The 25,434-nt window shown below is 68.2% G+C and carries 26 protein-coding genes; 14 read left to right on the top strand and 12 right to left on the bottom strand.

What is annotated here, in order from left to right; genetic code table 11:
- Nucleotides 1-567, bottom strand: a 567-nt coding sequence (locus tag VFG33_RS23535) for a phytanoyl-CoA dioxygenase family protein (RefSeq protein ID WP_325055101.1), incomplete at its 3' end; no start/stop codon positions are given.
- Between the two features lie 50 nt (nt 568-617).
- On the opposite strand from VFG33_RS23535, the gene VFG33_RS23530 reads away from it, so the two are divergent.
- Genes VFG33_RS23530 through VFG33_RS23515 form a run of 4 tightly spaced genes read left to right on the top strand, consistent with a single transcriptional unit; the run spans nt 618 to nt 3,912 of the window.
- Nucleotides 618-1,439: a helix-turn-helix domain-containing protein gene (locus VFG33_RS23530; RefSeq protein WP_325055100.1), complete on the top strand. Its 822-nt coding sequence runs from the start codon at nt 618-620 to the stop codon at nt 1,437-1,439.
- 42 nt (nt 1,440-1,481) lie between these two features.
- Nucleotides 1,482-2,339, top strand: coding sequence for an ABC transporter substrate-binding protein (locus VFG33_RS23525; RefSeq protein WP_325055099.1), 858 nt, complete (start codon nt 1,482-1,484; stop codon nt 2,337-2,339).
- Nucleotides 2,336-3,184 (top strand): amino acid ABC transporter permease, encoded by an 849-nt coding sequence (locus VFG33_RS23520; protein WP_325055098.1) that lies wholly within the window; start codon nt 2,336-2,338, stop codon nt 3,182-3,184. The genes VFG33_RS23525 and VFG33_RS23520 overlap by 4 nt, the downstream gene beginning before the upstream one ends.
- Nucleotides 3,181-3,912, top strand: coding sequence for an amino acid ABC transporter ATP-binding protein (locus tag VFG33_RS23515; RefSeq protein ID WP_325055097.1), 732 nt, complete (start codon nt 3,181-3,183; stop codon nt 3,910-3,912). Before VFG33_RS23520 ends, VFG33_RS23515 begins: the two co-directional genes overlap by 4 nt.
- A gap of 85 nt (nt 3,913-3,997) precedes the next feature.
- Here VFG33_RS23515 and VFG33_RS23510 read toward each other — a convergent pair whose 3' ends face one another.
- From VFG33_RS23510 to VFG33_RS23495, 4 genes are all read right to left on the bottom strand, one after another.
- Nucleotides 3,998-4,861 carry a DUF559 domain-containing protein gene (locus VFG33_RS23510; protein ID WP_325055096.1) on the bottom strand — a complete coding sequence of 288 codons (864 nt, stop codon included), beginning with the start codon at nt 4,859-4,861 and terminating at the stop codon, nt 3,998-4,000.
- A 173-nt stretch (nt 4,862-5,034) separates the two neighbouring features.
- On the bottom strand, nt 5,035-5,451 hold the full coding sequence (locus VFG33_RS23505; protein WP_325055095.1) for a YciI family protein: 417 nt from the start codon (nt 5,449-5,451) through the stop codon (nt 5,035-5,037).
- Nucleotides 5,452-5,564: 113 nt separating this feature from the next.
- Nucleotides 5,565-6,485, bottom strand: coding sequence for an SDR family oxidoreductase (locus VFG33_RS23500; protein WP_325055094.1), 921 nt, complete (start codon nt 6,483-6,485; stop codon nt 5,565-5,567).
- Entirely contained in the window at nt 6,482-7,696 is a 1,215-nt protein-coding gene (locus tag VFG33_RS23495) for an FAD-dependent oxidoreductase (protein WP_325055093.1), read from the bottom strand. Before VFG33_RS23495 ends, VFG33_RS23500 begins: the two co-directional genes overlap by 4 nt.
- Before the next feature lie 57 nt (nt 7,697-7,753).
- On the opposite strand from VFG33_RS23495, the gene VFG33_RS23490 reads away from it, so the two are divergent.
- Nucleotides 7,754-8,380: a TetR/AcrR family transcriptional regulator gene (locus VFG33_RS23490; RefSeq protein WP_325055092.1), complete on the top strand. Its 627-nt coding sequence runs from the start codon at nt 7,754-7,756 to the stop codon at nt 8,378-8,380.
- On the opposite strand, the gene VFG33_RS23485 is transcribed toward VFG33_RS23490, so the two are convergent.
- Together VFG33_RS23485 and VFG33_RS23480 are read right to left on the bottom strand one after the other, a co-directional pair.
- Complete coding sequence (locus VFG33_RS23485) at nt 8,362-9,009, bottom strand: response regulator (RefSeq protein ID WP_325055091.1); 648 nt, start codon at nt 9,007-9,009, stop codon at nt 8,362-8,364. The genes VFG33_RS23490 and VFG33_RS23485 overlap by 19 nt on opposite strands.
- Complete coding sequence (locus VFG33_RS23480) at nt 8,961-10,259, bottom strand: sensor histidine kinase (protein ID WP_325055090.1); 1,299 nt, start codon at nt 10,257-10,259, stop codon at nt 8,961-8,963. The genes VFG33_RS23485 and VFG33_RS23480 overlap by 49 nt, the downstream gene beginning before the upstream one ends.
- Before the next feature lie 245 nt (nt 10,260-10,504).
- Here VFG33_RS23480 and VFG33_RS23475 point away from each other — a divergent pair, with 245 nt between their 5' ends.
- The 5 genes from VFG33_RS23475 (at nt 10,505) to VFG33_RS23455 (ending at nt 15,009) form a co-directional block, all read left to right on the top strand.
- Nucleotides 10,505-11,560 carry a fatty acid desaturase family protein gene (locus VFG33_RS23475; protein ID WP_325055089.1) on the top strand — a complete coding sequence of 352 codons (1,056 nt, stop codon included), beginning with the start codon at nt 10,505-10,507 and terminating at the stop codon, nt 11,558-11,560.
- 81 nt (nt 11,561-11,641) lie between these two features.
- Nucleotides 11,642-13,033, top strand: a complete 1,392-nt coding sequence (locus tag VFG33_RS23470) for a M28 family peptidase (protein ID WP_325055088.1) — start codon at nt 11,642-11,644, stop codon at nt 13,031-13,033.
- 135 nt (nt 13,034-13,168) lie between these two features.
- Entirely contained in the window at nt 13,169-13,468 is a 300-nt protein-coding gene (locus tag VFG33_RS23465) for an Rv1322 family protein (RefSeq protein ID WP_325055087.1), read from the top strand.
- Between the two features lie 21 nt (nt 13,469-13,489).
- Nucleotides 13,490-14,254: an alpha/beta fold hydrolase gene (locus tag VFG33_RS23460; RefSeq protein ID WP_325055086.1), complete on the top strand. Its 765-nt coding sequence runs from the start codon at nt 13,490-13,492 to the stop codon at nt 14,252-14,254.
- Between the two features lie 62 nt (nt 14,255-14,316).
- Nucleotides 14,317-15,009: a PIG-L deacetylase family protein gene (locus VFG33_RS23455; protein ID WP_325055085.1), complete on the top strand. Its 693-nt coding sequence runs from the start codon at nt 14,317-14,319 to the stop codon at nt 15,007-15,009.
- Nucleotides 15,010-15,070: 61 nt separating this feature from the next.
- On the opposite strand, the gene VFG33_RS23450 is transcribed toward VFG33_RS23455, so the two are convergent.
- The 5 genes from VFG33_RS23450 to mce all read right to left on the bottom strand — a co-directional run bounded on the left by VFG33_RS23450 (nt 15,071) and on the right by mce (nt 21,238).
- Entirely contained in the window at nt 15,071-16,399 is a 1,329-nt protein-coding gene (locus tag VFG33_RS23450) for an AI-2E family transporter (protein WP_325055084.1), read from the bottom strand.
- A complete protein-coding gene (locus VFG33_RS23445; RefSeq protein ID WP_325055083.1) occupies nt 16,396-18,060 on the bottom strand; it encodes a transposase in 1,665 nt (554 codons plus the stop codon). The genes VFG33_RS23450 and VFG33_RS23445 overlap by 4 nt, the downstream gene beginning before the upstream one ends.
- 188 nt (nt 18,061-18,248) lie before the next feature.
- Nucleotides 18,249-19,580, bottom strand: a complete 1,332-nt coding sequence (gene ccrA, locus VFG33_RS23440; protein WP_325055082.1) for a crotonyl-CoA carboxylase/reductase — start codon at nt 19,578-19,580, stop codon at nt 18,249-18,251.
- A gap of 159 nt (nt 19,581-19,739) precedes the next feature.
- On the bottom strand, nt 19,740-20,690 hold the full coding sequence (locus tag VFG33_RS23435) for an anti-sigma factor RsbA family regulatory protein (RefSeq protein ID WP_325055081.1): 951 nt from the start codon (nt 20,688-20,690) through the stop codon (nt 19,740-19,742).
- 107 nt (nt 20,691-20,797) lie between these two features.
- A complete protein-coding gene (gene mce, locus VFG33_RS23430) occupies nt 20,798-21,238 on the bottom strand; it encodes a methylmalonyl-CoA epimerase (RefSeq protein WP_325055080.1) in 441 nt (146 codons plus the stop codon).
- Between the two features lie 126 nt (nt 21,239-21,364).
- Here mce and VFG33_RS23425 point away from each other — a divergent pair, with 126 nt between their 5' ends.
- The 4 genes from VFG33_RS23425 to VFG33_RS23410 all read left to right on the top strand — a co-directional run bounded on the left by VFG33_RS23425 (nt 21,365) and on the right by VFG33_RS23410 (nt 24,923).
- Nucleotides 21,365-22,579 carry an acetyl-CoA C-acetyltransferase gene (locus VFG33_RS23425; protein WP_325055079.1) on the top strand — a complete coding sequence of 405 codons (1,215 nt, stop codon included), beginning with the start codon at nt 21,365-21,367 and terminating at the stop codon, nt 22,577-22,579.
- 82 nt (nt 22,580-22,661) lie between these two features.
- Complete coding sequence (meaB, locus tag VFG33_RS23420) at nt 22,662-23,618, top strand: methylmalonyl Co-A mutase-associated GTPase MeaB (RefSeq protein ID WP_325055078.1); 957 nt, start codon at nt 22,662-22,664, stop codon at nt 23,616-23,618.
- 294 nt (nt 23,619-23,912) lie between these two features.
- Entirely contained in the window at nt 23,913-24,071 is a 159-nt protein-coding gene (locus VFG33_RS23415; RefSeq protein WP_325055077.1) for a hypothetical protein, read from the top strand.
- Nucleotides 24,072-24,200: 129 nt separating this feature from the next.
- Entirely contained in the window at nt 24,201-24,923 is a 723-nt protein-coding gene (locus VFG33_RS23410; RefSeq protein ID WP_325055076.1) for a PH domain-containing protein, read from the top strand.
- Nucleotides 24,924-25,434 lie beyond the last annotated feature (511 nt).

Here is a 25,434-nt window from a genome sequence, read left to right as displayed (position 1 = left end):
GGCCTTCATCCGCGTCTGCACCTTCTGCATCCCGGCGGGGATCGGCACCTGGCGGTTGGTGAAGGACTCGGTCAGGTCGGCGGGTTCGGGGCAGACCAGTTCGGTCCGGTGCGAGCCAGGCACGACCGCGAGACCACCGTTGTCCGCGTCGACGTCGTCGATCGCGATCCAGGCGGCCAGACAGGTCTCCGGATCGGCGCGGAGGAAGATGTTGTCCTGGTGCAGGGCCTGCCCGCGGGCACCCGGTGGTTTGAAGTAGAACATCGACTGGGCCCCGAGCGCCGGCCCGATCAGCGCGGTGACCACATCGAGGATCCGGCTGTCGAGCATCAGTTCGAGCGCGATCCGGCCGGCCTCCAGGTCCTCGCGCCGATGCGGGTGGACGAAACGCGGGTACTGCGCCAGTGGATCGCCGGACGGAACGCCGTCGTCATGGGCCAGCGAGTTGTCCACGGCGACCTGGTCCATGAAAACAGTCCTGACCCGGTCGAGTTCGGCTGTGGTGAGCAGTCCAGGGACCTGGACGATGCCCTGCTCCTGGTAGATCTCGGCAACTGTGGTCGTCATGGTTCGAGTGTGCTCGCCGAACCGCCGGCCTGTGGATAGCCTATTGCGTTGTGAACCTTCGAGATCCTGCTACGCCGGACAGCTTCGTGCCGGTCGTCCGGCGGCTGATGACCGGTGAGTTCGACGAAGGACCGGGATACGCGACGTACCGCCGCCGCGGTACCACCGACTGGCTCCTGATCCACACCCTGGCCGGCCGCGGTCGCTTCGGTAGCGACGGTCTGGCGGACGTCCGAGCCGCGCCGGGCACGATCACCCTCGTCCGCCCCGGCACGCTGCACGACTACGGAGTCGAGCCGGAGTTGCAGCACTGGCACTTCTTCTTCGCGCATTTCCATCCGAAATCCGACTGGCTGCCGCTGCTGGATTGGCCGGAAGTTGCTCCCGGCATCCTTCAGCTCCGGCCAGGGAAGCAGACGGCCGAGCGGATCGTCGCCGGCCTCGGCGATGCGGTCCGCCATCAGCGAAGCGTCCTTCCGCAAGGGGAGCTGCTGAGCCTGAACGCGCTGGAGGCCGCTCTGCTCTGGTGCGACACCCAGAACCCCAAGGCCACCAGGATCGACGACCGGCTGCTCCGCGCGATCGAGCTGATCGACCGCGACCTGAAGGCGGATCTCGATGTCACCCGGTTGGCCCGGGCGACCAACCTCTCGGTCTCCCGGTTCGCGCATCTGTTCCGGAGCCAGCTGGGCGTCACGCCGCAGCAGTTCGTCGAGCGCCGCCGGATGGACGCCGCCTGCCGTCTCCTCGAACTGACGAGCCGTCCCGTCGCCTCGGTCGCGGCCGAGGTCGGCTTCACGAACCCCCTGTACTTCTCCACCCGATTCCGCCGCCACACCGGAACCACGCCCACGGCGTACCGGAGTCGTTGAGATCGCTGCCAATCTGTCCGGGCGTGCCTCTACTCTGCTGCCATGACTTCTCGTGCTGTGGCCGTGCTGGCCGCACTTGTTGTTGTCGGACTGGCCGCCTGCGCCCCGGAGGACGACGCCGCCAGTACTGCGCCGACGTCGCCCGCCGCCGATGCCTGTAGTAAGGACCAGTTGGCGCTGAAGACGGGTGGGACGCTCTCGGTCGGCACCGACAAACCGGCGTACGAGCCGTGGTTCTCCGCGGACGACCCGAACAACGGGAAGGGATACGAGTCGGCGGTCACCTACGCGGTGGCCAAGCAGCTCGGGTTCCAGCCGGCCGAGGTGAAATGGCAGACGGTGCCGTTCAACACCGCGTTCGCACCCGGGCCGAAGAAGTTCGACTTCGACGTGAACCAGGTGTCGATCTCCGAGGAGCGCCGCAAGGCCGTCGACTTCTCCAGCGGGTACTACGACGTGCGGCAGACCGTGATCACCATGGCCGGGAGCAAGATCGCGAACGCGAAGTCGGTCGCCGACCTGGTCGACGCCAAGCTCGGCGCGCAGGTGGGGACGACGAGCTACACGGCCCTGCGTGACGTGATCAAGACGAAGCAGCAGCCGGCCGTTTTCGACACCAACGACCTGGCTGTCCAGGCGCTGAAGAACAAGCAGATCGACGGCATCGTGGTCGACCTGCCGACGGGGTTCTACATGACCGCGGCGCAGCTCGACAACGGGAAGATCGTCGGTCAGCTGCCAGCCGGCGGGCAGGCTGAGCAGTTCGGGTTCGTGCTGGAGAAGAACTCGAAGCTGACCGCGTGTTTGTCGCAGGCGGTTGATGCGCTGAAGGCGGACGGCACTCTCACGAAGCTGCAGGCGCAGTACCTGACCGCAGAAGGCGCGCCCGAGCTCTCGTGAGCAGTTGGCAGCCGTCGGAGCTTCAGCTGGAGCGGTTGGCCTATCGGCGTCGGCGGACCATCCGGTCCGGGGTGATCGCCGGGGTCAGCACCGTGGTGCTGCTCGCGCTGGTCGTGGTCGGCATCGGGTCCACGCCGGGCTGGCCGCGGGTGCGGGAGACCTTCTTCGACTTCCACCGTGGCTGGGAAGCGCTGCCGGTCGTTGCCGAGGGCCTGTGGTTGAACATCCGGGTGATGCTCGTCTGCGCGGTGTTGATCGTCATCTTCGGACTGACCCTGGCGATCATGCGGACCTTGCGCGGGCCGATCTTCTTCCCGCTGCGGATCTTCGCCGCCGCCTACACCGACATCTTCCGGGGATTGCCGCTGCTGCTGGTGATCTTCCTGCTCGGCTTCGGCGTTCCGGCGCTGCAGTTACGGGGGCTGCCGAACCAGGCGGTGATCTGGGGTGGAGCCGCACTGGTCCTCACGTACACGTCGTACGTGGCCGAGGTCTTCCGGGCGGGGATCGAGTCGGTGCATCCGTCCCAGCGGGCCGCGGCTCGCTCCCTCGGACTGTCGCATCGGCAGACGCTGCGATTCGTCGTACTGCCTCAGGCTGTCCGGCGGGTGATGCCTCCGCTGCTGAACGACTTCGTCTCGCTGCAGAAGGACTCGGGGCTGATCGCGGTCCTCGGCGTGATCGACGCGATCCGGGCCGCGCAACTGGAGACAGCCATCGATTTCAATTTCACCCCGTACGTCGTGGCCGGGTTGCTGTTCGTCGCTCTCACGATCCCGTTGACGCGGTTGACGGACTGGGTCGCGCGCAGGCAGGGCTGGTACGGCGGGGGAGGTGTGGTGTGAGCCTGCTGTCCATCCGCGAGGTGCGGAAGACATTCGGGGACAACGTCGTACTCGACCAGTTCAGCCTGGAGGTCGAGGCGGGGGAGTGCGTCGTCCTGATCGGCGCGTCCGGCTCGGGCAAGTCGACCCTGCTCCGCTGCGTGAACCTGCTGGAGACGGTCGATGACGGTGTGATCGAACTGGACGGCGCCGACATCACCGACCCGCGCGCCGCCACGGACCGGATCCGCTCCGGCATCGGCATCGTCTTCCAGTCCTACAACCTGTTCCCGCACCTCTCGGTGCTCGACAACGTGACGCTGGCTCCCATCCGAGTCCATCGGGTACGGCGCGACGTCGCGCGGACGCGTGCCTTGGAGATGCTCGAGCGGGTGGGACTCGCCGACAAGGCGTCGGCCAAGCCCGACGAGCTGTCCGGTGGTCAGCAACAACGGGCCGCGATCGCCCGGGCCTTGGTGAACTCGCCGAAGCTGATGCTCCTCGACGAGGTCACCTCGGCCCTGGACCCCGAACTCGTGGGCGAGGTCCTGAACCTCCTCCGCGAACTCAAGTCCGACGGCATGACCATGCTCATCTGCACCCACGAAATGACCTTCGCCCGCCAGGTAGCCGACAAGATCTGCTTCCTGGACGCCGGCCGCCTCCTGGAGGCAGGCCCACCCACCCAGCTCCTCGACGACCCGACCCAACCCCGCACCCAGGAGTTCCTCCGCCGCATCCGCCTGTGACCTGTCCCGACCGACAGGAAGTAGTCGGCCGTCCGGTCGGCCGCTACGCTCGGGCAGGCGGCGGGCGCCCGCAGTACGGGAACTATTACCTGTCGGTCGGGACAAGCCGCTGCTTCAGTGCTTGGCGGATTGTGGCAACCACCCAGTCCGGCTCGAACAGAACCTGCTGGTAGGTGAATCTCAGCACCAGCCATCCCGCCGCCACCAGTTCGTCGTACCGGCGACAGTCGGCAGCGAAGTCCGCGCTCGACCCGTGAAACTCATAACCCTCCGCCTCCACCGCGATCTTGGCCTGCCGATGCCCAAGATCCACCCGAGCACGGAACTGCCCCCGCTTGACCACAACCTGCGGCTCAAAGCCTTCAAGACCGGCCTGTGCTACGAGCGCACGCAGCATCGACTCCAGGAAGCTGCCGGAGGCACCGGTAGCAGCGACGGCAACCTGACGCGCCTGCTTGGAGCCTGGTCCGCGCATCGCCATGGCTGCCGCGATCAGCCGCGGGCGGGTCAACTTGTTGGCCAGACTGGCATCCGCGACCGCGAGCGCCTCGCCGAAGGGAAGGGTCCGGCTGCAGTCCAACACCGTTCGGAGCAGCGAGGTCAGTCGGCGTGCCTGATCGTCGGCCTCCACAGGCGCCCAGTGCAGCACCGCAGGTGGACCCGGTCGGGGGCGACGCTTCGTCGGGACCGTGATGTGCGGCTGCTCGGGAGGCGCAAGCAGCGGCAGGCGCCATGCGACCGCCGCACTCTGGTGCGATACGACCCCGTCATAGGCAACGGCAACGCGCTGATCGGTTGATGGACCGGGCAGGCCGTAGACCCCTCGCGCCAGCCGCACGACCGCGCCGGATCTCACCGCTGCGGCGAGTTCTCGCTTCGGGATGACGCGGGTCAGCTGAGCGAAGGTGCCTCGGCCACCCAGTTGTGCCAGCACCTCCTGCAATTCCACTGGGTGATCTTGGCCTGGGGTGGCCTATCCGCGCTGAGGTCTATCCACAGGGCGTCCCGACCGACAGGAAATAGTCAGCCTTCCGGTCGGCCTCGACGCTCGGGCAGGCGGCGGGCGCCCGCAGTACGGGGACTATTTCCTGTCGGTCGGGACAGCCTCCCACCCGCCGACCTCTACCCCAGCGGGTTCAACTCTTCGAAGTCGGCGGCTTCCATGACGCGGCGGATGCTGATCGGCTGTTGGAGGGGGACGCCGCCGGGGCCGGGGACCTGGGAGACCAGGGCGGCGATCTCGATCGCTCGTTCCAGGGAGTCGACGTCGACCATCTGGAAGCCGGCCAGGATCTCCTTCGACTCCACGAACGGTCCGTCCGTGACGACCGGCGCGGCCTTGCCGTCCGACGTCACCGTCTTGGCCTCCTCCAGCCAGCTCAGGGCGTGGTGCTCGACCAGTTCCCCGCTGGCGAGCAGCTCGTCGTTCAAGCCGCCGTAGTACGCCATGTGCGCCTTGACGTCCTCCGGCGCCCACTCCGTCATCGGCGTGTCGATCACGCCGGGCTGGTAATCCACGATCAACAGAAACTTGGTCATGACTGACTCCCTCGCGTTCCGTGGCGCCCGGTGTGGGCCCACCCAAGGGACGAAGCCCGCCACGGATTCTCGACATGCCCGGAGAATAGTCCCAGATCGAGCCCTTCGAGTGGTCACTGGTGCCTGGCGCTGAGTCCTGTCAGCTCTTCGGTGACGGACCACAGGCGCCGGCCCGCGCCGTCGTCGCGGGCCGTCGAGCCCAGCGTCACGGGGCGCCCGCGTTCGTAGTACCGGTCGCTCGCGGGCGGCGGGGCGAGCGCCACTCGCAGGAGGCCGGCGGCGGCGTCGTCGGGAGAGATCAGGCCGCGGCGGAGCAACGGGTAGAGGTCGCGCACGACCGGATGGTCGAACAGCGCCCGCACCATCGGCGTGTCCACGGCTCCGGGGTGGGCGGCGACGACGTCAACGCCCGACCCTTCGAGCCGGCGTGCGTACTCACGGGCGTAGAGGATGTTCGCCAGCTTCGACCGGTTGTACGCGAGATTGGACCGGAACCTTCCCTTCGTCATCATCAGGTCGTCGAAATCGAGGCCGCCCTTGGCGCGGCGGTGGGCTTCGGAGGCGACGAAGAGGATGCGGCTCGGGGCACTTGCGCGCAGCCGGTCCTCGAGCAGACGCGCGAGCAGCGCGGGCCCGAGATGGTTCACACCGAAGGTCATCTCGAAGCCGTCGGCGGTCTCGGTCCTGGCGCCGTGCCCCGAGATTCCGGCGACACAGGCGAGGAGGTCGAGCCGGTCCCAGCGTTCGAGCACTGTTGCCGCCGCCTTCCGGACCGACGCGAGGTCCGCGAGGTCCAGCTCCACGACGACAGTGTCTTTGCCGGTGGCGTTCCTGATTTCGTCGCGGACCCGGGCGCCTTTCGCCAGATCGCGTGCGGCGATCAGGGTCACCGCCCCGGCCTCCGCGAGTTGCCGCGCGACCGACCGCCCGACGCCGTCGCTCGCACCAGTCACCAGAGCCACCCGGCCGCTCAGATCGGGCACCTCGGCCAGTACTTCGACTCGCTGCAGTCGATTCCCTCCCTGAGGACTCATGATCTCGGTCCGTTCGATGGTCCTGGGTCGACTGATTGCCGAGTCCGGATCCACAGTGGTCCCAGCCACCCAGCCGCGCGTCGCACCTCGGAGTACGGGACGGTGGAGCTCTTGGCCTGCCCGAAGACGTTCGCCCGGAGGATCGATGCAACGATCACGCGAACGTTGGACCAGGGATTCTGGTAGCGGATCTGACTACCGATCCAGGAGATCGCGTCGGCTTCGGGCTTCCAGGCCTGCTGGTAGCGGGGGCCGGCGGTTTCCAGCGGCCCGGCGGCAAGGCACTGGTCCAGCACCATCGCCGATTCCAGCGCCGCGTTGCCGCCCTGGCCGACCGGCGGGAAGGCGGCGGCGGCATCGCCGAGCAGCACCGCGCGGCCGCCGTACAGGTGGGAGCAGCTCAACCCCAGGCCGAGGGGGACGGCCGGCCGCCGGGAGAACTCGGCGATCTTCTGCTCGCTGGTCAGGTCGAGGGCGCGCGGGCAGTGTTTGCGCAGCCACGCGGTGGCCTCCTCGGGAGAACTGAAGGTGATCGGCCTTTTCACCCCGATCACGCTGCGCCAGCGGACGCCGTCCGGCTGGTCCTCGTCGACGATCACCGCGGCGAGGACGAGCGGACTCATCGCCAACCCGTTCAGATAGTGCTTGTCCAGCTGATCGCCGACCCGGTCCAGCTCCAGCATCAGCCCGTGGTTCGGGACCGACGACGTCTGGACGGTGAAACCCTCGATCTGCTGCTGCATCGCCGTCCGGACGGCCGAGCCCGCGCCGTCGGCGCCGATGACGAGGTCGAACCGCCTCCCGGCCACCTCGCCGGCGGTCACGTCGAGGGTGCGCACGTCACTGTCGAACACGAACTCGATCTGGTCGCTGTGGCGGTCCTCGGCGACCGGCATCAGGGCCCGCATGATGTCGCCCCGCGAACCGATCCAGCCCGGCTCGGACCACGGGTCGAATACCCGGCCGCCGTTCTTGATGCCATGGAACGCGACCATGTGCGCATCGAAATGGCCGACTGCGTCGATGTGACGCAGCGCTTTCAACCCGTGGCCGGTGATGTCGATCGGATACGACCGGTCGGGGTTGAAACGCGGCATCTTCTCGGGGTGGGCCTCGCGCTCGAAGACGGTACTGCGGACGCCGCGCCGGGCCAGCGCTATGGCCGCGGTCAGGCCGCCGGGCCCGCCCCCGACGATCGCGATCTCTGTCATGCCGACCTCTTTCGTTGATTTGAAATCAATGATAGAAGGTCAATTACGCTGGCCGACATGGCCCCCACCCGAGCGGAACGAGCCGCGTCCACCCGGCAAAAGCTCCTGGACGCAGCCGTCGACCAGTTCCTCGACAAGCCGTACGACGAGGTGTCGGTCCAGGACATCGCCACGGCGGCCGGGGTGGCCTACGGTCTGGTCGCTCACCACTTCGGCAACAAGCGGGGGCTCCACCTGGACGCCGTCCGGGAGATCTCACGCCGCCTCGAGCCGCAACCGCCACCGCAGGGATCAGCGTCGCTGCAGGTCCGGCACCTCGCCCGCGCGCATTTCGCCTCGATCGAGCGGCACCCTGTTGCCTACCTCGGGCTGATGCTCGGCACCGATGCCGACAGCCGGGGCATCTTCGAGGCCTCCAGGGAGCGCGCCATCAAGGTCGTCGCCCTGGTCCTAGCCCTGGATCCGGACCGGCCCGCGGTCCGTCTCGCGCTGCGGTCGTGCATGGCGGCGGTCGACGAGGCCGCCATCGTCTGGCTCCAGGACGAGCGCCAGGTCCCTGTCGACGGCGTGATCGAGATGCTGATGGCCGCCCAGGCGGCGATGCTTCGTCAAGCCGCGAAGCTCGATCCGGCCTTCGACCCGTCCTCCGCCCTGTCCGCCCTGGATCAGCGGGAGGACAGGTAGGTGAGGACCGCCATCACGCGGCGGTTGTCGTCCTCCGATGGGGGGAGGTCGAGTTTGGCGAAGATGTTGTTGGTGTGTTTGCTGACTGCCTTCTCGGTGACGAAGAGGGCGGCGGCGATAGCGGCGTTGGATCGGCCTTCTGCCATCAGGCCGAGGACCTCGGACTCGCGGGGCGTCAGCCGGCCGATCGGGACGTCGCGGGTGTTGCGGGCCAGGAGTTGGCCGATCACGTCCGGGTCCATCGCGGTACCGCCGCCTGCCACCCGGCGGACCGAGTCCAGGAAGTCGGCGACGTTGGAGACCCGGTCCTTGAGCAGATAGCCGACCGCGCCGCCGCCTCCGGTCAGCAGCTCGCGCGCGTAGAGCTGTTCGACGTACTGCGACAGCACCAGGATCGGCAGCCCGGGGACCTGCCGGCGGGCCTCGATCGCTGCCTTCAGCCCCTCGTCGGTGAAGGTCGGGGGCAGCCGGACGTCGACAACGGCCACGTCCGGCCGGTGCTCGACGAGCGCCGGGACCAGCCGGGGACCGTTGTCGACAGCTTCGACGACTTCGAAGTCGTGGGCTTCCAGCAGCCGGATCAGGCCGTCCCGGAGGAGGGCGTGATCTTCAGCGATGACGACTCGCAAGGCAACTCCATGATCACAGTGGTCGGCCCGCCGGTCGGGCTGGCCACGGTCAACGTACCGTCGAAGGCGGCCAGCCGCCGTTCGATACCGTACAGACCGCCGCCGGGCCGGACCGTGGCGCCACCGGTCCCGTCGTCGCCGACGATGATGTGCAGCCGCTCATGCTCATGCGTGATCTGGACCCAGGCGGTGGTCGCCTCGGCGTGTTTCAGGACGTTGGCCAGTGCCTCGGCCACTGCGAAGTACGCCGCGGACTCGACCGGCGCAGGGGGCCGGCCCGGCAGGTCGATGGTGACGTCCACCTTGAAGGGGAGGCTCAGGGCGAGAGCCTTGACCGCCCCTTCGAGACCCCGGTCGGCCAGGACCGGCGGATGGATTCCGCGGACCAGGTCGCGCAGCTCCGACAGCGCAGTACTGGCGGACTCGCGGGCCTCGGTGAGCAGTGCCGCCGCCTGGGCCGGGTCGCGGCTGACCATCTCCTCGGCCATGCCGAGGTTCATGCTGAGCGCGGCCAGCCGGGCCTGGGCGCCGTCGTGCAGGTCCCGCTCGATCCGGCGCAGCTCGGCCGCCTGGGTGTCGACGGTCTCCGCGCGGGACTCGGCCAGCTCGCGGACCCGGAGCGCCAGTTTGGCGTTCTCGGTCGGGCCGAGCAGCGACTTGGCGATGTAGGCGTCCGCCCTCAGCAGCCGCTCGCCCGAGGCCATCCAGATCATGAAGGCGAGGAACCCGACGGGGATGACGAAGAAGCTGGTGGCCACGTTCACGGTGAACAGCCCGCCGAACGGCTCGGTGAAGACGCCGTCCGGGGTGACCCAGACCAGGAACGGGTAGATCAGGTAGAAGACCGAGGCCAGGAAGAGCACGGCCGACAGTAGCGTCAGGGTGAAGCCGATCACAGCGTTCACCAGCAGCCAGGCGATGTCCCGCCAGGTCGCCGGGTCGGCCAGCGTGGTCCGCAGCCACATCAGCATGCCGGGGATCGGCGGCTTGCGGTAGGGACGCTGGATCTCGGTGTCGAGGAACCGCGAGAGCATCGTCCGGTGGCAGTTCGCGAACCAGCGGGCGCAGGGCACGAAGACGAGCAGCATCGGGATGCCGACCCAGACGGCGATCAGCGGTACGGCGACCACGTTCAGCACGAAGAAGGCGATGCCGAGCTCCGCCAGGATCGCCAGGCCCAGCGCGATGAAGGGCTGCGCCACCCGCGGAAACCGCAAAGGCGCCTTGGGCACCGATTGCGCCATCGTCATCTTTCTCTCCCGTTCCGACCGTTCCGAGCACCTGCCTGAGACCAGAACCGGCCCGGCAACCACCATCATCGCCCAGACTCAGCTCCTCCTCAGTGGTGTTAGACCTACTGTGACCAGGGCCCCTGGGCCCCGCACTACCCGGGTAGTAGCACTCATGTATTCCCGCGCCGGGACGGCCAGGGTTGATCACGTACCCCGGCCCGGCTGTCGCCCAGGCCTCCCCACCGCACCGAGATGAGGAACCGATGGCTCAGTCCATTGCGCTCGCCCCACCCCGAGCTGCCAAAGGCAGCGACTTCGCCCCCTTGCTTCGCGAGGTCAAGGAAGCGGGCCTGCTGGAACGCCGGACCGCGGCGTACGCGATCTCGATCGGGCTGAACGTGGCGCTGATGGCGGCGACCTGGGCGGGCATCGTCCTGCTCGGCAACTCGTGGCTCCAGTTGCTGCTCACGATCCCGCTCGCCGTACTGACGACTCGCGCGGCGTTCTTCGGTCATGACGCCGGGCACCAGCAGATCAGCTCCTCCCGCAAGCTGCACGACCTGATCGGCCGGCTGCACGGCAACCTGGTCTGCGGGATGAGCTACGGCTGGTGGAACGACAAGCACAACCGGCACCATGCGAACCCGAACCACACCGACAAGGACCCGGACGTCGGCGAGGGCGTGCTCGTCTGGACGATGGAGCAGGCCGAGGGCCGTACCGGCCTGTACGGCTGGCTCAGCCGCAACCAGGCGAAGATCTTCTTCCCGCTGCTCACCCTGGAAGGCATCAACCTCAAGGTCTCCAGCCTACTGTTCCTGGCCGGCCGCAGGCGTCGCAAGGACGCGCAGCTGGAGCTCGGCCTGATGGCCGCACACCTGATCCTGTACTTCGGTGCGCTGTTCCTGATCATGTCGCCCGGCAAGGCGATCGCGTTCGCCGCGCTCCACCACGCGCTCTTCGGCCTGCACCTCGGCAGCGTGTTCGCGCCGAACCACAAGGGCATGGAGATGCCGGACGACGACAGCAACTGGGGCCACCTGGAGAAGCAGGTCCTGACCTCGCGCAACGTCGACGGCGATCTGGTGACCGACTGGATGATGGGCGGCCTGAACTATCAGATCGAGCACCACCTGTTCCCGAGCATGCCGCGCGCCAACCTGCGCTTCGCCCAGCCGATCGTGCGGTCCTACTGCGAGCGGATCGGGATGCCGTACCTGAGCACCGGCCTGGTCGAGTCCTACCGGATGGGCCTCGGACACATGCACGAGGTCGGCAGCGAACTGCGGGCCGAGCACCGGGCGGGGCAGGCGAGCTAGTGCGGCACGCGCAGCGGGCAGCGGTGCGGTGCGGATTCGGTTACGGTCGGCTGACTCGGGCCGACCAAAAGGGAGACCTGCATGACCGATACGTCCGGTTTGAGTCGTCGCGGCCTGCTCGGTGCCGTCGCCGGCGTGACCGCCGCCACCGCCCTGCCCGCTGCGCCCGCCTGGGCCGCGGATGACCAGCGTCCAGGAGCGGTCCGCCCGCCGACGCTGGACAAGTACGACCGGCAAGTCGTCTCGGGGCTCTCGTCCGACCGAGCCGTGCAGCACCTCAAGGTCCTGTCCGAGAAGATCGGTCCGAGGATCGGCGGTACCGAGAGCGAGAAGCGGGCCGCAGACTACCTGGCCGACCAGCTCGACCGGTTCGGCTACAAGACCCGCCTCGAGCCGTTCCCGGTGGCGGACAAGTTCCTCGCCCAGATTGGCGATCCACGCAACGTGCTGCCGAACGACCTGTGCTGGCAGGCTGGTGCGGCACCCGGCGGGAAGCACGGAGTCACTGTCCAGGGTCCGGCCCGGGACGTAGGATCCGTCACCGCCCCGGTCTGGCCCGCGGATGTCGCTGGGTCGGTCGTTCTCGCCGATGACCTGACAGCAGCCCGTCCGGCATTTGTCGCGGAGGCAGCGGCACGTGGTGCGATCGCAGTCGTTCTGCTTCCGGCGGATGCGGTGTTCCCGCGGCGAGCATCGGCGTACCAGCCGAGCGGTCTGACGGATGCGCCGATCCCCGTGGTCGGCGTCGCGCAGGTGCAGAAGCGGTTGCTCCGCGAAGCGCTCGCCGTGGTCAACACGCTGCCTTTGTCCATCAGTACTGCGGCGCACCGCGGGCTGATCTCGAACAACGTGATCGGCGAACGGAAGGGCCGCGGCAGCAAGTCGCCGATCGTGATGGTCAGCGGTCACTACGACACGGTGGTCGGCGCGCCCGGCGCGAACGACGACGGCTCGGGCACGGTCCTCACGCTCGAGATCGCCCGGGTGCTGGCAAAGTTGCCGACTGAAGCCACCCTGCGTTTCGCCTTGTGGGGTTCAGAGGAACAAGGGCTCATCGGTTCGCGGTACCACGTGGCGCAGCTCGCCCAGGATCAGCGTGATCGGTACCGGGCGGTGTTCCAGAACGACATGGTGGCGACCAGTTGGGATCCGGCGGTGACGTACTGGCTGCTCTCCTTCGACGGACTCGCCAACACGGCGACGACCGCAGTACGGGATGCCGGTGTGCGGCTCGGGTACGACCCGCGGATGGTCGGGCCGGTACTGCGGGGTGCGAGTGACCACCAGTCCTTCCAGGAGGTCGGCATCGCGGCCGCGAACTTCTCCTGGCGCGGCGAGATCTCACCGGCCCACCTCGAGCCGCCGTACCACTCGCCGGAGGACACGATCGCGAAGAACGTCAGCCTGGAACGCCTCCAGGTCTCGATGGAACTGATCGGCACCGCCGCGTACGCCGCCGCCCGCCGCGCCTGACGTACCCTCCTCGCATCCTTCGGTCCCACTTCGCCCTTGACGGGAGATGTCGTCTTCACAGACCACGTCTCCGTCAAGGGCGAAGTGGGACCGAAGGATGCGAGAGGAGGGGCGGCGGATAGGCTCGGAGACGCTATGTCGCCCCGGAAGAGAAGACCCTCGAAGCACACGCGACCGGTCAGCGACCGGCCGCTGCTGGGTGGTCATCAGGTCCGGGAGGAACGGTCGGACGGCGAGTGGATCGTGCGCCGGGTCAGCGGCTCGGCCTCCAGCAAGTCCTACCGGTGTCCCGGCTGCGACCAGCAGATCCTGCCGGCCACCCCGCACGTGGTGGTCTGGCCGGAGAACCCGAGCCTGCTCGCCGCGATCGGCGGCGGGCAGTCCCTGGACGAACGTCGCCACTGGCACACCGCCTGCTGGCAACGCCACCGCTGATCCCTGTCGAGAGAGGTGTCGATGAAGCTCCCGGTCACGTCGTACGGCGAGAGTGGTTCGCCGGTCGTGGTGATGCACGGACTGTTCGGGTCCGGCCGCAACTGGATGACGGTCGCCCGCCGGCTCTCGTCCGCGCACCGCGTCTTCGCGTTCGACCTGCGCAACCACGGCACCTCCCCGCACGTCGACACGATGACGTACCCGGAGATGGCCGAGGACGTCCAGGAGACGATCTCGAGCCTCGGGGTCGGGCCTGTCGCGCTGGTCGGTCACTCGATGGGCGGCAAGACCGCGATGCTGACCGCGCTGAGGTACCCCGAGGTCGTCGATCGCCTGGTCGTCGTCGACGCCGCGCCGGTGGTCTACCCGCCACAGTTCACCCAGTACGCCGCTGCGATGCGTGCCGCGGACCTGTCCAACGTGCAACGCAGGTCCGACGTCGACGCCCAGCTGGTCGAGGCCGTCGAGTCGCCGGGGACCCGGGCGTTCCTCCTGCAGAACCTGATCCTCGACGACGCCGGGGCCCGGTGGCGCCCGAACCTCCCGGTGATCGAGGCCGCCCTGCCGGACCTGTCCGGCTGGCCCTCCGACGTGACCGGCTCGTACGACGGGCCCACGCTGGTCGTCTACGGCGGCAAGTCCGACTACGTGAAGCACGACTACCGGGCCACGATCGAGGCCTATTTCCCGCGGGTCGAGTTCGCGGTGATCCCCGAGGCGGGCCACTGGGTGCACGCCGAGCGGCTGGACGACTTCCTCGCCGCGGTGACGCCCTTCCTCGGTTAGACGTTGACCTACTGCGCTTTGGTTAGGTAAATTTCCTACCTGATCCAGCGGAGGTGCGTGACTTGAGCAGAAACGTGCTGGCCATCGGCGGCCACATCGGGGACATGGACCTGACGGCAGGCCCCACCCTGGCCAAGCTGGTGCTCGAGGGTGCCAACGCCACGATCGTCGCGCTGACGGCGGGGGAGCGGGGCCACCCGCGGCTGTCGCCGGCGGAGTACAGGCAGCAGAAGGTCGCCGAGGGCGAGGCGTTCGCCACCGCGATCGGGGCCGACTTCATGGTGCTCGAGCACAGTGAGGGATTCCTGCCCGACAGCGACGAGGTCGCGCTCGAACTGGCCACGATCATCCGGGAGAAGCAGCCGGACACCGTGATCACGCACTGGCGGCACAGCTGGCAGCGCGACCACGAGCGGGCCGCGAGACTGGCCGAACGAGCTCGCTACCTGGCCGATCTGCCGATGGACCACGAGCTCCCGAGGCACGCAGTACGGACTTTCCTGTACGGCGAGAACGCCGAGGACCTGCAGTCGTTCGAACCGTCGGCGTACGTGCCGATCCCCGACGAGGCGTTCTACCGCTGGGTGAGCGCGATCAGGCACCAGGCGTTCGCCCGGGGTGAGACCGACGGGTTTCGCCACATCGACTACTACACGGCCCTGATGACGATGCGCGGCTGTCTCGCCGGCTACCCGCGAGCCTGCGCCTTCGCCGACCTCAACGGGCCCGAGGTCACCAAGCTCGCCGGCCCGTAGCAACAGACTTGTCGCCGGCCTCCGGACCGGGGGGCCAGGGGCCGGCGGCAACAAGTCACTGCTACGAAGCGTCCGCCTTGCGGACCCAGACCTCGCGGATGATGAGCAGCAGGGCAGCTGCGGTCGGGATGGCGAGCAGGGCGCCGACGACGCCGAGCAGCGCGCCACCGAGCAGTGCCGCGATCACTGTCACCGCGCCAGGGATGTTGACCGCCCGCCGCATGATCCGCGGCGCGATCACGTAGTTCTCGATCTGCTGGTAGATGATGCCGTACGCGAGACAGGCGACACCGGTCCACAGCCCGTCGGTGAGACCGATCAGCGCGACGAGTACGACGCCGATCAGGCCACCGACCATCGGGATGAAGGCGGTGAACATCACCACGATCGCCAGGGCCAGGGCGTAGTCACGCAGGCCGACGATCTCCAGGAAGATGAACATGAAGACACCGGCGCACGCCGCGACCAGGACCTGGCCGCTGACGTAGCCGCCGACCCGGCCGAGGACCTCGTCGCCCAGGATCGAGACCCGCTGCCGCCGGGTGGCCGGGACCAGGCTGTAGGCGGCGCGCTTGACCGTTGGCAGCGACGCCAGGAAGTACAGGGTCAGGATCAGCACCGTGAAGCCGGAGAACAGCGCGTTCGCGACCACCCCGGCGACGCCGAGGACGCCGCCGAAAGCCCGCTGCGCGAGCGCCGGGTCCTGGATGTAGTCCTGGGCCTTCTGGATGAACTGGTAGCGGTCGTTGAGCTCGTTCAGCGTCTTGGACTTGGTCAGCAGGTCGAGCCATTCGGGCGCGTTCCGGATCAGGCTGTTGATCTGGTCGGTGACCACCGGCACGATCGCGAGGCCGACGCCGGTGACCGCCAGGATCATCAGCAGGAAGACGACGCCGACCGCCAGACCGCGCTTCAGCCCGCGGCGCATGAACCACTCGACCAGCGGGTTCAGCCCGACCGCGATGAACATCGACACGATCAGCAGGATGAGGACCGACTTGGCCTGACCGAGCGCGTTCCACAGGCCCCAGGCGACCAGCACGCCGAGCGCGGCGAAGAACCCGAAGACGAAAGGGTTCGACCGGCCGAGCGGGGGACCGGGGGCACCCATCCCGACGTCGGGATGCCGCTCGTCGATCAGCAGTTCGCCGGCCAGGTTGTCCAGCACGCCGGCCTCGGCCGTGGCCCGGTCGGCCGAGGCGTCGGCGACCTTCGCTGACTTCTCGGCCTCGTCGGCCGACTCGTCGGCCTCTTCCGCCGAGTCCTCGGCGTCGTCCGCGGCGGCCTCTGCCTCAGCAGCGGCCGCCTTCGCCTGCTTGGCCGCGCTCTCGATCTCCGCGACGTCCGTTTGCTCGGTCCCTGTGGAGTTGTCGTCGCCGGGTGGCGTCACATCTCTTCCTTCGGGGATCGGCCGCTGTCCTTGCCCTTGGCATCGACGTCGGACTCGTCCTTGGCGGCGGACTTGAACGGGCTGTCCGCGGCCTCGACCCGGGTCTCGTCGCCGGCCAGGTCCTCGAGCCGGAACTGGTCGATCTTGGTCTCGTCCCGCGGCTCCTCGGTCCGGTCGTCGTTCGCGGTGCCGGTCCGAACATCGGCTGCGGCGTCCTTGCCGTTCAGCAGCGCCGGGTCCTCGACCCGCAGACCGGTGTCGATCCGGGTCTCGTCGACCCGGGCCTCACCGGCGTCGGCGCCCACGAACGGGCTGCCCCCGGCGAACGAACTACCGGTAGCAGGCTTGGCGTCGAAGGACGACGCCGCGTCGTACGGCTTCGCGTCGTACGAGCTCGGCTTTGCTTCGTACGTGCTCGCCGGGGCCGGCGTCGCGTCGTACGAGCTGGGCGTTGCCTCGTAGGAGCTGCTTGGCGTTGCCTCGTACGAAGTCGCCGGGCTGGGCGTCGCGTCGTACGAGCTCGGGACTGCCGGCGGGAAGTTGTCCGTCGCCGGGGCGGCGAACGGGCTTTCCGGGCGGCCGAACGGGTTGTACGACGCCGGTGCGGCGGTCTCCGAGTCGAGCTCGGCGGCCTGCCTCGCGATGTTGCTGGCGATGTCGTTCAGCCCGGCGATCTGCGCCAGGATGCCGTCGCGGCGCTTGGCCAGCCGCTCGGTCTCGCGGGCGATGACCGTGCGGGACCGCTCGGCCTCGTCCGCCGCGTTCGCCAGCTCCGCCTCGGACCTGGTCCGCGCGGTGGTGAGCAGCTGCTCGGCCTCGCGACGGGCGCGGGTCAGCGTGCGCTCGGCCGATTCCTCCGCCTGGGCGCGGATCTTGCTCGCCTGGCCGGTCGCCTCGGCGACGCGGCGCTCGGACTGCTCGGCCGCCTCTCGCATCTGGGTGGTCAGGTTCTCGGTGTCGCTGGCGATCTGCGAGTGCTTGTCGGCGAGCTCCTTGGCCTGCTGCTCGCGCTCGTCGGCCAGTCGGGCCCGGAGTGCGGCCGACTCGCGCTGGATCGCGGTCCGGATCTTCTCGGCCTCGTGCAGTGCGCCGTTCTTCAGCGTGCTGGACTGCGACTCCGCGGTCAGCTGCAGCTGCTCGGCCTTCCGCCGCGCGGCCGCGAGCACCTCGGCACCCTCGGTCTCGGCCGTGCGCTTGATCTCCTCCGCGTCGCCTTCAGCGGTCCGGCGCAGGCTGTCGGACTCGTTCAGCGCGACGGTCCGGATGTCCTGGGCCTCGCGTTCACCGGTCGCCCGAGCGGACGCGGCCTCCTTGGCGGCGGTGGCGCGCAGTTCGTCGGCCTCCCGCTTGGCCTCTTCCAGCGCTTCGGACGCTTGGTCCTGGGCGAGCCGCAGGATCTGCGCGGCGCGGTCACCGAGCCCGGCGTACGAGGGGTTGGCACTGGCTTCGAGCTGGCGCTTGGCCTCGTCCAACTGGCGTTGCAGCGGAGCGGAACCGGACTGCAGCTCGTCCACTTTGTTGCGCGTCTGGGCGAGTTGCGCCTCGAGCGCGCGGACGTAGTCGTCCACTGCTTGTTTGTCGTACCCACGACGACCGACGGGGAAGCCCCCGGCAGCGGTCGCCGTACGGTCGAAGAACGGCAGGCTCGACTCGTCAGCCATGACCAAAGGTCCCTTCTGGCGGCGCGGATGAATCCCCCACCTTAGAGCCTGTCAGAACCAGAGTTCACACCGCCAACCCACCCCGCATCCTTCGGTCCCACTTCGCCCTTACCGGGAGACATCGGTGACACAGACCACGTCTCCCGGTAAGGGCGAAGTGGGACCGAAGGATGCGGGAGGGGAGGCGGTCAGCGGTCGCGGAAGCGGTTGATCTCGGCCTGGTGCTGGGCGCGGAGGGTGGGGTTGCGGACGCCGAGGCCCTCGGTCGGGGCCAGGGTGAGGACCGCGACCTTGCCCTGGTGGAGGTTGCGGTGCACGTCGTACGCCGCCTGGGCGGTCTCCTCGAGCGGATAGACGCGGCTGACGGTGGGATGGACCATGCCCTTGGCAATCAATCGGTTCGCCTCCCACGCCTCGCGGTAGTTCGCGAAGTGGGAGCCGATGATTCTCTTCAGGTTCATCCACAGGTAGCGGTTGTCGTACTCGTGCATGAATCCCGACGTCGACGCACACGTCACGATCGTGCCGCCCCGGCGAGCGACGTACACGGAGGCGCCGAAGGTCTCCCGGCCGGGATGCTCGAAGACGATGTCCGGGTCGTCGCCGCCGGTCAGTTCGCGGATCTTGGCGCCGAGGCGCTTCCACTCCCGCTGGTCCTGGGTGTGCTCGTCGGACCAGAACTTGTAGCCCTCCGCGGTCCGGTCGATGATCAGTTCGGCGCCCATCGCCCGGCAGATCTCGGCCTTCTCCGGCGACGAGACCACGCAGACCGGGATCGCGCCGCCGTTCAGCGCGAACTGGGTCGCGTACGAACCGAGTCCGCCGGAGGCTCCCCAAATCAGGACCACATCGCCCTGCTTCATGTTCGCGCCGTTGGCCGAGACCAGTTGCCGGTACGCCGTGGAGTTCACCAGGCCCGGACTGGCAGCCTCTTCCCAGGTCAGGTGTTCCGGCTTCGGCATCAACTGGTTCGACTTCACCAGCGCGAGCTCGGCGAGTCCGCCGAAGTTCGTCTCGAAGCCCCAGATCCGCTGCTCGGAGTCGAGCATCGTGTCGTTGTGGCCATCGGGGGATTCCAGCTCGACGGACAGGCAGTGCGCGACCACCTCGTCGCCGGGTTTCCACGCGTTCACGCCGGGCCCGGTCCGCAGTACGACGCCGGACAGGTCCGAGCCGACCACGTGGTACGGCAGGTCGTGGCGGGCGGTCAGCGGCGACAGCTTGCCGTACCGCTTGAGGAACGTGAAGGTCGACACCGGCTCGAAGATCGAGGTCCAGACGGTGTTGTAGTTGATCGCGCTCGCCATCACCGCGACCAGCGCCTCGCCCGGTCCGAGCTCCGGGGTCGGGACGTCGTCGAGGTGCAGACTCTTGCGCGGGTCCTTCTCGCGGCTGTCCAGACCCTCGAACATCGTCGTTTCGTCCGCGTGCACGGTGATGCCGCGATAGTGGTCCGGTACGTCGAGCCCGCCGACGGCAGCACTGTCGCCGGCAAGGATCGCGTCGAGGATCTGCTTCACGTCATACCTCCTGGAGCGGCGGTCGTGGTGAGAGCGGAATCTACCGATGAGTATGCCTCTGCGGCAGTGCCTTGTGACCTAGTTCGCAGCCGTTGAGACGACCGTCACTTTCTCAGTCCACTGTGTCCAGTGGTCTTATCGGCCGGATGGCTTTCGATGTCAGCCGAGATGGGTGTGCAGGCGGACCTGGGTGAAGCCGGCGCCGGAGCGGAGCTGGACCAGGTCGCAGAGCTGGTTGGCGAGCCAGACGCCGCGCCCGCCGAGCCCCTCCACTGGCGGCAGTACCCGCCCGACGAGCAAGTCGTCGATGGACCCTTGGTCGGCCACTTCGCAGATCAGACTGTCGTCGGCGATCCACAGCGACAGTTCGCCGCGGCCGCCACCGAAACGGATGCTGTTGGTGCACACCTCGTGCAGGGCCAGTGCCAGGTCGTCGATGCGGTCGGCGGACAGCCCGCGCTCCCGCGCCCGCGCGTTCACCCAATGCCGTACTTCGGTCAGTTCCGCCAGCCCGAACTCCATCCGCTCGGCATCCTCCGGTACTGCGGGCAGCGGCGTACGGAAGATCATCGAGGCGACCTCGGTCCGGGGACCGGCGCCGCGCGACGAGCCGTTGGAGTCGTGCACGAACGGATGGTTCTCCGTCGGATCCAGAGTGGCGGAGACGACGGCAGCGTCGTACGGGCAGCGGAGCCGGAAGGGGCCGGTGTGCTCGAACGCGACGTTGAGCAGTGCCTCGTGCAGCTTGGCCTCCTCGAACCCGGCCTCGCTGCGGCCCCGGTAGGCGGGCTCGCCGATCCCGCGGACGCCGCGGTGCGGGTTCTGGTCGAGGACGTTCCGCCACAGCGGGATGATCCGGGCAGGGTTGCGCCCTGCGCTGGTGATGTCGAGGAAGGCGACCTGGTCGGCCGCGGAGCCGAGAACCTCGCGGAGCAAGGCGATCCGGGGCTCGGGAAGCGCTGCCAGGACGACTTCCCCGGCCGTGACGCCGTCGCGGAGAAAGGGTGCCGTGTGGCGGACGAACTCTTCATCATCGTTGTAGACGAAGGCGTCATGCAGGAAGCCGGTGGTCTCACCAAGCTGGGTCTCGGTCGCGCTGTCGATCAGCACTTCAACAGAGTAGTCCGGATGCAAGTGGGTGGAGCGGTGAGAAAGCGCTCAACACGAAGCGTCCGCGGGCAGTAACTTGCAGTGTGCCGCACCGGTAGTCGCTGGGGTCAGTGCGCGGCGGGTTCGACGAGTTCGATCAGGACGCCGCCGGCCGAGCGCGGGTGAATGAAGTTGACCCGGGAGTTCGCGGTGCCGCGCTTCGGCTCGTCGTACAGGAGTTCCGCGCCGCGTTCGCGCAGGGTCGCCGAGACCGCGTCGAGGTCGTGCACGCGGTAGGCGAGTTGCTGGATGCCGACCCCGTGGCGTCCGATGAACTTGGCGATCGGGGAGTCGTCCGACAGGGGAGCCAGTAGCTGGATCGACGAGCCGGAGTCGCCCACCGAGAGCATCGCCTCGCGAACGCCCTGCTCTTCGTTGATCTCCTCGTGCGCCACGGTCATGCCGAACATGTCGGCGTAGTACCGGACAGCCTCGTCGAGGTTCGCGACCGCGATGCCGACGTGGTCGATCGCGTCGAACAGCGTCAGGGTGCCGGTGAGGTGGTCCATGCCGCCAGAGTGGACCAATCAGGCGTCCGAATCCATGGAGTGTGGTCGATCCGACACCGGACGTGTGACCTGATCGACAGCCTCTCGGCAGAGGCGTACCAGTGAGGTCGCAGGTATCGTGGCGGCATGTCTGACGCCACTCGTAGCTCGCAGAACCAGACCGTCATAGTCGCCGGTGCGCGGACCCCGATCGGGCGGCTGCTCGGTGGCCTGAAAGGCTTCACCGGCGCCGAGCTCGGTGGCTTCGCGATCAAGGGCGCACTGGAGAAGGCGGGAGTCGCGCCGGACCAGGTCGAGTACGTGATCATGGGCCAGGTGCTGCAGGCCGGGGCCGGCCAGATCGCCGCCCGCCAGGCCGCCGCGAAGGGCGGCATCCCGATGTCGGTGCCCGCGATCACGATCAACAAGGTCTGCCTGTCCGGCCTGAACGCGATCGCGCTCGCCGACCAGCTGATCCGCGCCGGCGAGTACGACGTGGTGGTGGCCGGCGGGATGGAGTCGATGACGAACGCGCCGCACCTGCTGCCGAAGTCGCGCGAGGGCTTCAAGTACGGCGACACCACACTGGTCGACTCGATGGCGTTCGACGGACTCTGGGACGCGTTCACGGACCAGGCGATGGGCGCGCTCACCGACCAGGCGAACAGCACCGGCCTCAAGCTGACCCGTGAGGAGCAGGACGCGTTCAGCGCCCGCTCGCACCAGCTGGCCGCCGAGAGCTGGAAGAACGGCGTCTTCGACGACGAGGTGGTGCCGGTCGAGGTGCCGCAGCGCAAGGGCGACCCGCTGTGGATCGACTCCGACGAGGGTGTCCGCGCCGACACCTCGGTCGAGACGCTCGCCAAGTTGCGGCCGGCCTTCGGTAAGGACGGCACGATCACCGCGGGTTCGGCTTCGCAGATCTCCGACGGCGGCTGTGCCGTCGTCGTGATGAGCATGGCGAAGGCCGTCGAGCTCGGGCTGCCCTGGATCGCTGAGATCGGCGCGCACGGCTCGGTGGCCGGGCCCGACTCGACCCTGCAGAGCCAGCCGGCGAACGCGATCGTGAAGGCCTGCGCGAAGGAAGGGATCGAGCCCGAGGCGCTCGACCTGATCGAGATCAACGAGGCGTTCGCGGCCGTCGGGATCGCCAGCGCCCGCGAGCTGAACGTCGATCTGGACAAGGTCAACGTGAACGGCGGCGCGATCGCGCTCGGCCACCCGATCGGGATGTCCGGTGCCCGGCTGGTGCTGCACCTGGCGCTCGAGCTGCAGCGCCGCGGTGGTGGGACCGGTGCTGCTGCCCTTTGCGGTGGCGGTGGTCAGGGCGACGCGCTGATCATCCGGGTTGCCCAGAGCTGAGTACCCCGGGCTGATTACGCTGACCCTCTTCCTGGGCCGAGTGATCCTGGCCTAGCCCTATCCCCGAGCCGACAGAGAGCCGATGCCACGACGGACCGCACCGGTAGCCGAGCTGGTCGAACGGGCCCGCGACGGTGACGCGCGGGCCGTCGCCCGGCTGATCTCGCTGGTCGAGGACGAGTCGCCGTTGCTGCGCCAGGTGATGGCCGCGCTCGCGCCGTACGCCGGTCAGGCGCACATCGTGGGCATCACGGGATCGCCCGGGGTCGGGAAATCGACCTCGACGTCGGCGCTCGTCTCGGCGTACCGGAAGACCGGGAAGCGGGTCGGGGTGCTGGCGGTGGACCCGTCGTCGCCGTTCTCCGGCGGTGCGCTGCTGGGCGACCGGGTGCGGATGCAGGACCACGCGACGGACGCCGGGGTGTTCATCCGCTCGATGGCCTCGCGGGGTCATCTGGGCGGGCTGGCGTGGACCACGCCGCAGGCGCTCCGGGTGCTCGACGCGGCCGGTTTCGACGTCGTGCTGGTGGAGACGGTCGGGGTCGGGCAGTCCGAGGTGGAGATCGCCGGGATGGCCGACACGACGCTGATCCTGCTTGCGCCGGGGATGGGTGACGGCATCCAGGCGGCGAAGGCCGGCATCCTCGAGGTCGGCGACATTTACGTTGTGAACAAGGCGGATCGGGACGGCGTCCAGAACCTCACCCGCGACCTGCGGACCATGCTCGGGCTGGCCGATCGGGCTCCGGACGCCTGGATCCCGCCGATCCTGAAAACCGTTGCCTCACGCAACGAAGGGGTGGACGAGCTGGTCGCGGCGATCGAGGACCGGCTGACCTGGATGCGCGGCAACGGAGTACTGGTGGAGCGCCGCCGCAGCCGGGCCCGGGACGAGATCGAGGCGATCGCGATGACGTCGCTGCGGTCCCGGTTCGCGCACCTGCACGGCGACGCGCGGCTCGACGTACTGGCCGCGAAGGTGGCTGACGGTGACACCGACCCGTACGCCGCCGCGGACGAACTGATCGCCGCGCTCTGATCTCTGAGCGGGGTGGATCCGGTGATTACGCGGTAGGCGAACATGCAGTTGCTCGTGCGCCGGAGAGTGCCTTCCGGCCCGAAAACGGGCAAGTATCAAAGGAATCCTTGGCCGCGGAGGGATGTTTGTCTCAGGGCGGCGCGCCGGTCGCTGCCCTGCCCCCTGATCCGTTACAGAATGGATCTTGAAGCTGGTGAGCATTGTGCGGTGGGCTGTGTTCAGTCAGTGACAATTGGTGACAGTCCGTGATACAAACACAGTCGACCGAGTTGGTTGCGATCGAGGAGTGGTGACATGCCGAAGAAGCTGCTGATCTGGCTGGTCATCGCCTTTGCGGCGTTCTATCTGTTCACACAGCCGGAAGGTGCCGCAGATGCCGTGGGAGGTGCGTTCTCGGCCGTCGGGGATGCGTTCGGGAGCGTGATCACTTTCCTCTCCGCGCTGTTCGACTGAACCTTCACCCAAGTGTCCCGTCGCGAGCAATCGTGCGGGACACTTGGCTGTGATGGCGACCGTGGTTACGCCAGCGACAATGGTGGTGCAGGCCGGACGGCCGACAGCGGGTGACAGGGGAGTGAGCGGATGGCCGGTATAGGCCTGTTCCGGATCTTCGATCCGAAGGTGCGGCGCCACCTGATCTCGGACGAGGGCGAAGTGGTCATCGACGAGGTACGGCACCACTGGGTCGTGTTCGCGGTGCCGATGCTCGAGGTGTTCCTCGCAACCGCGCTGCTGGTGGCGATGCTGTGGATGTCGCTGACCGGCGCCGGGGTCCTGCTGGTGATCGTGCTGGTCCTGCTGTCGCACGCGTTCTGGCGCTTCCTGACCGAACACCGGGACCGGTTCGTGGTCACCAACATGCGGGTGATGCGGATCCGCGGCGTCTTCTCCCAGACCGTCGCGACCACCCCGATCGCCCGGATCCTCGACATCACCCTGCAGAAGCCGATCGTCGGCCGCTTCCTCGGCTACGGCCACTTCGTCTTCGAGTCCGCCGCGCAGGACCAGGGCTTCCGCGAGATCAGGTTCGTCAGCCGTCCCGACGACCGCGACCTGACCATCCAGCGGGTCATCCAGCGCACCGGCCTCCGGGCCTCGGCCAGCGTCGACGTCGTGAAAGGCGACGACGATGACGACTCCGACGACGACGGTACCGGTCCGATCGGGATGGATTCCGCCCAGGAAGTCACCACCAGCACCCGGACCACCACCGCCCCCGCGGCTCACCGGCAGGCCCCCAGCGCCACCAAATCCATCTTCAACAGCGAACGCGGCAACTGGACCGACCCCGACCACGACGACTAACCCGCATGTGGTTGCGTCGCTTGCAGTGGGGCTGTGGTTGCGTCCGGTGCATTGGCGATGTGGTTGCGTCGGTGCATTGGCAGTGTGGTTGCGCGGTCTCCGCTGCGTGAGTGTGCTAGTCGGGCTGGTGCAGGTAAAGAGCGCTTCGCGTCCCTGCGGGATCGAACAAGTTCGACTCTTGACCTGCCCCATCCCGACCAGGGAAGGACGCAGCTACGCGGATCCGCGCTGACGTGTGAGCTGCATCAGGGATTCCGTCCGCCCGGGTGGTTCGTGTGGGATGTTCGGCGATTGCGGTGGTTCCGTCGGCCCGGGTGGTGCCGGTTCCGAGGTGGCCCCATCCGGACCTACAGAAGTCGCGAAACCCTGTCCAGTAAACGGTTTCCCGGGTGGTTTCGGTGGGTTCTGTGGGTCTGGGTGGGGGGCCGTGCTGGAGATCGTGGCGTGGTTCGGTCGGCTGCCGGCTTGTGGGACCGATACCGGTCTACTGGACGCTATCGGTCGAACAACC

The organism is Kribbella sp. (genome assembly GCF_035687465.1).
In the GTDB taxonomy this organism is placed as follows: Bacteria; Actinomycetota; Actinomycetes; order Propionibacteriales; family Kribbellaceae; genus Kribbella.
This window is presented reverse-complemented; position numbering and strand designations above follow the sequence as displayed.

Excerpts from the sequence above, each read along its gene's own strand:
- VFG33_RS23525 (WP_325055099.1), top strand. The coding sequence starts at position 1,482 with ATGACTTCTCGTGCTGTGGCCGTGCTGGCCGCACTTGTTGTTGTCGGA.
- VFG33_RS23505 (WP_325055095.1), bottom strand. The coding sequence starts at position 5,451 with ATGACCAAGTTTCTGTTGATCGTGGATTACCAGCCCGGCGTGATCGAC.
- VFG33_RS23500 (WP_325055094.1), bottom strand. The coding sequence starts at position 6,485 with ATGAGTCCTCAGGGAGGGAATCGACTGCAGCGAGTCGAAGTACTGGCC.
- VFG33_RS23495 (WP_325055093.1), bottom strand. The coding sequence starts at position 7,696 with ATGACAGAGATCGCGATCGTCGGGGGCGGGCCCGGCGGCCTGACCGCG.
- VFG33_RS23490 (WP_325055092.1), top strand. The coding sequence starts at position 7,754 with ATGGCCCCCACCCGAGCGGAACGAGCCGCGTCCACCCGGCAAAAGCTC.
- VFG33_RS23480 (WP_325055090.1), bottom strand. The coding sequence starts at position 10,259 with ATGACGATGGCGCAATCGGTGCCCAAGGCGCCTTTGCGGTTTCCGCGG.
- VFG33_RS23475 (WP_325055089.1), top strand. The coding sequence starts at position 10,505 with ATGGCTCAGTCCATTGCGCTCGCCCCACCCCGAGCTGCCAAAGGCAGC.
- VFG33_RS23470 (WP_325055088.1), top strand. The coding sequence starts at position 11,642 with ATGACCGATACGTCCGGTTTGAGTCGTCGCGGCCTGCTCGGTGCCGTC.
- VFG33_RS23465 (WP_325055087.1), top strand. The coding sequence starts at position 13,169 with ATGTCGCCCCGGAAGAGAAGACCCTCGAAGCACACGCGACCGGTCAGC.
- VFG33_RS23460 (WP_325055086.1), top strand. The coding sequence starts at position 13,490 with ATGAAGCTCCCGGTCACGTCGTACGGCGAGAGTGGTTCGCCGGTCGTG.
- VFG33_RS23445 (WP_325055083.1), bottom strand. The coding sequence starts at position 18,060 with ATGGCTGACGAGTCGAGCCTGCCGTTCTTCGACCGTACGGCGACCGCT.
- mce (WP_325055080.1), bottom strand. The coding sequence starts at position 21,238 with ATGGACCACCTCACCGGCACCCTGACGCTGTTCGACGCGATCGACCAC.
- VFG33_RS23425 (WP_325055079.1), top strand. The coding sequence starts at position 21,365 with ATGTCTGACGCCACTCGTAGCTCGCAGAACCAGACCGTCATAGTCGCC.
- meaB (WP_325055078.1), top strand. The coding sequence starts at position 22,662 with ATGCCACGACGGACCGCACCGGTAGCCGAGCTGGTCGAACGGGCCCGC.
- VFG33_RS23415 (WP_325055077.1), top strand. The coding sequence starts at position 23,913 with ATGCCGAAGAAGCTGCTGATCTGGCTGGTCATCGCCTTTGCGGCGTTC.
- VFG33_RS23410 (WP_325055076.1), top strand. The coding sequence starts at position 24,201 with ATGGCCGGTATAGGCCTGTTCCGGATCTTCGATCCGAAGGTGCGGCGC.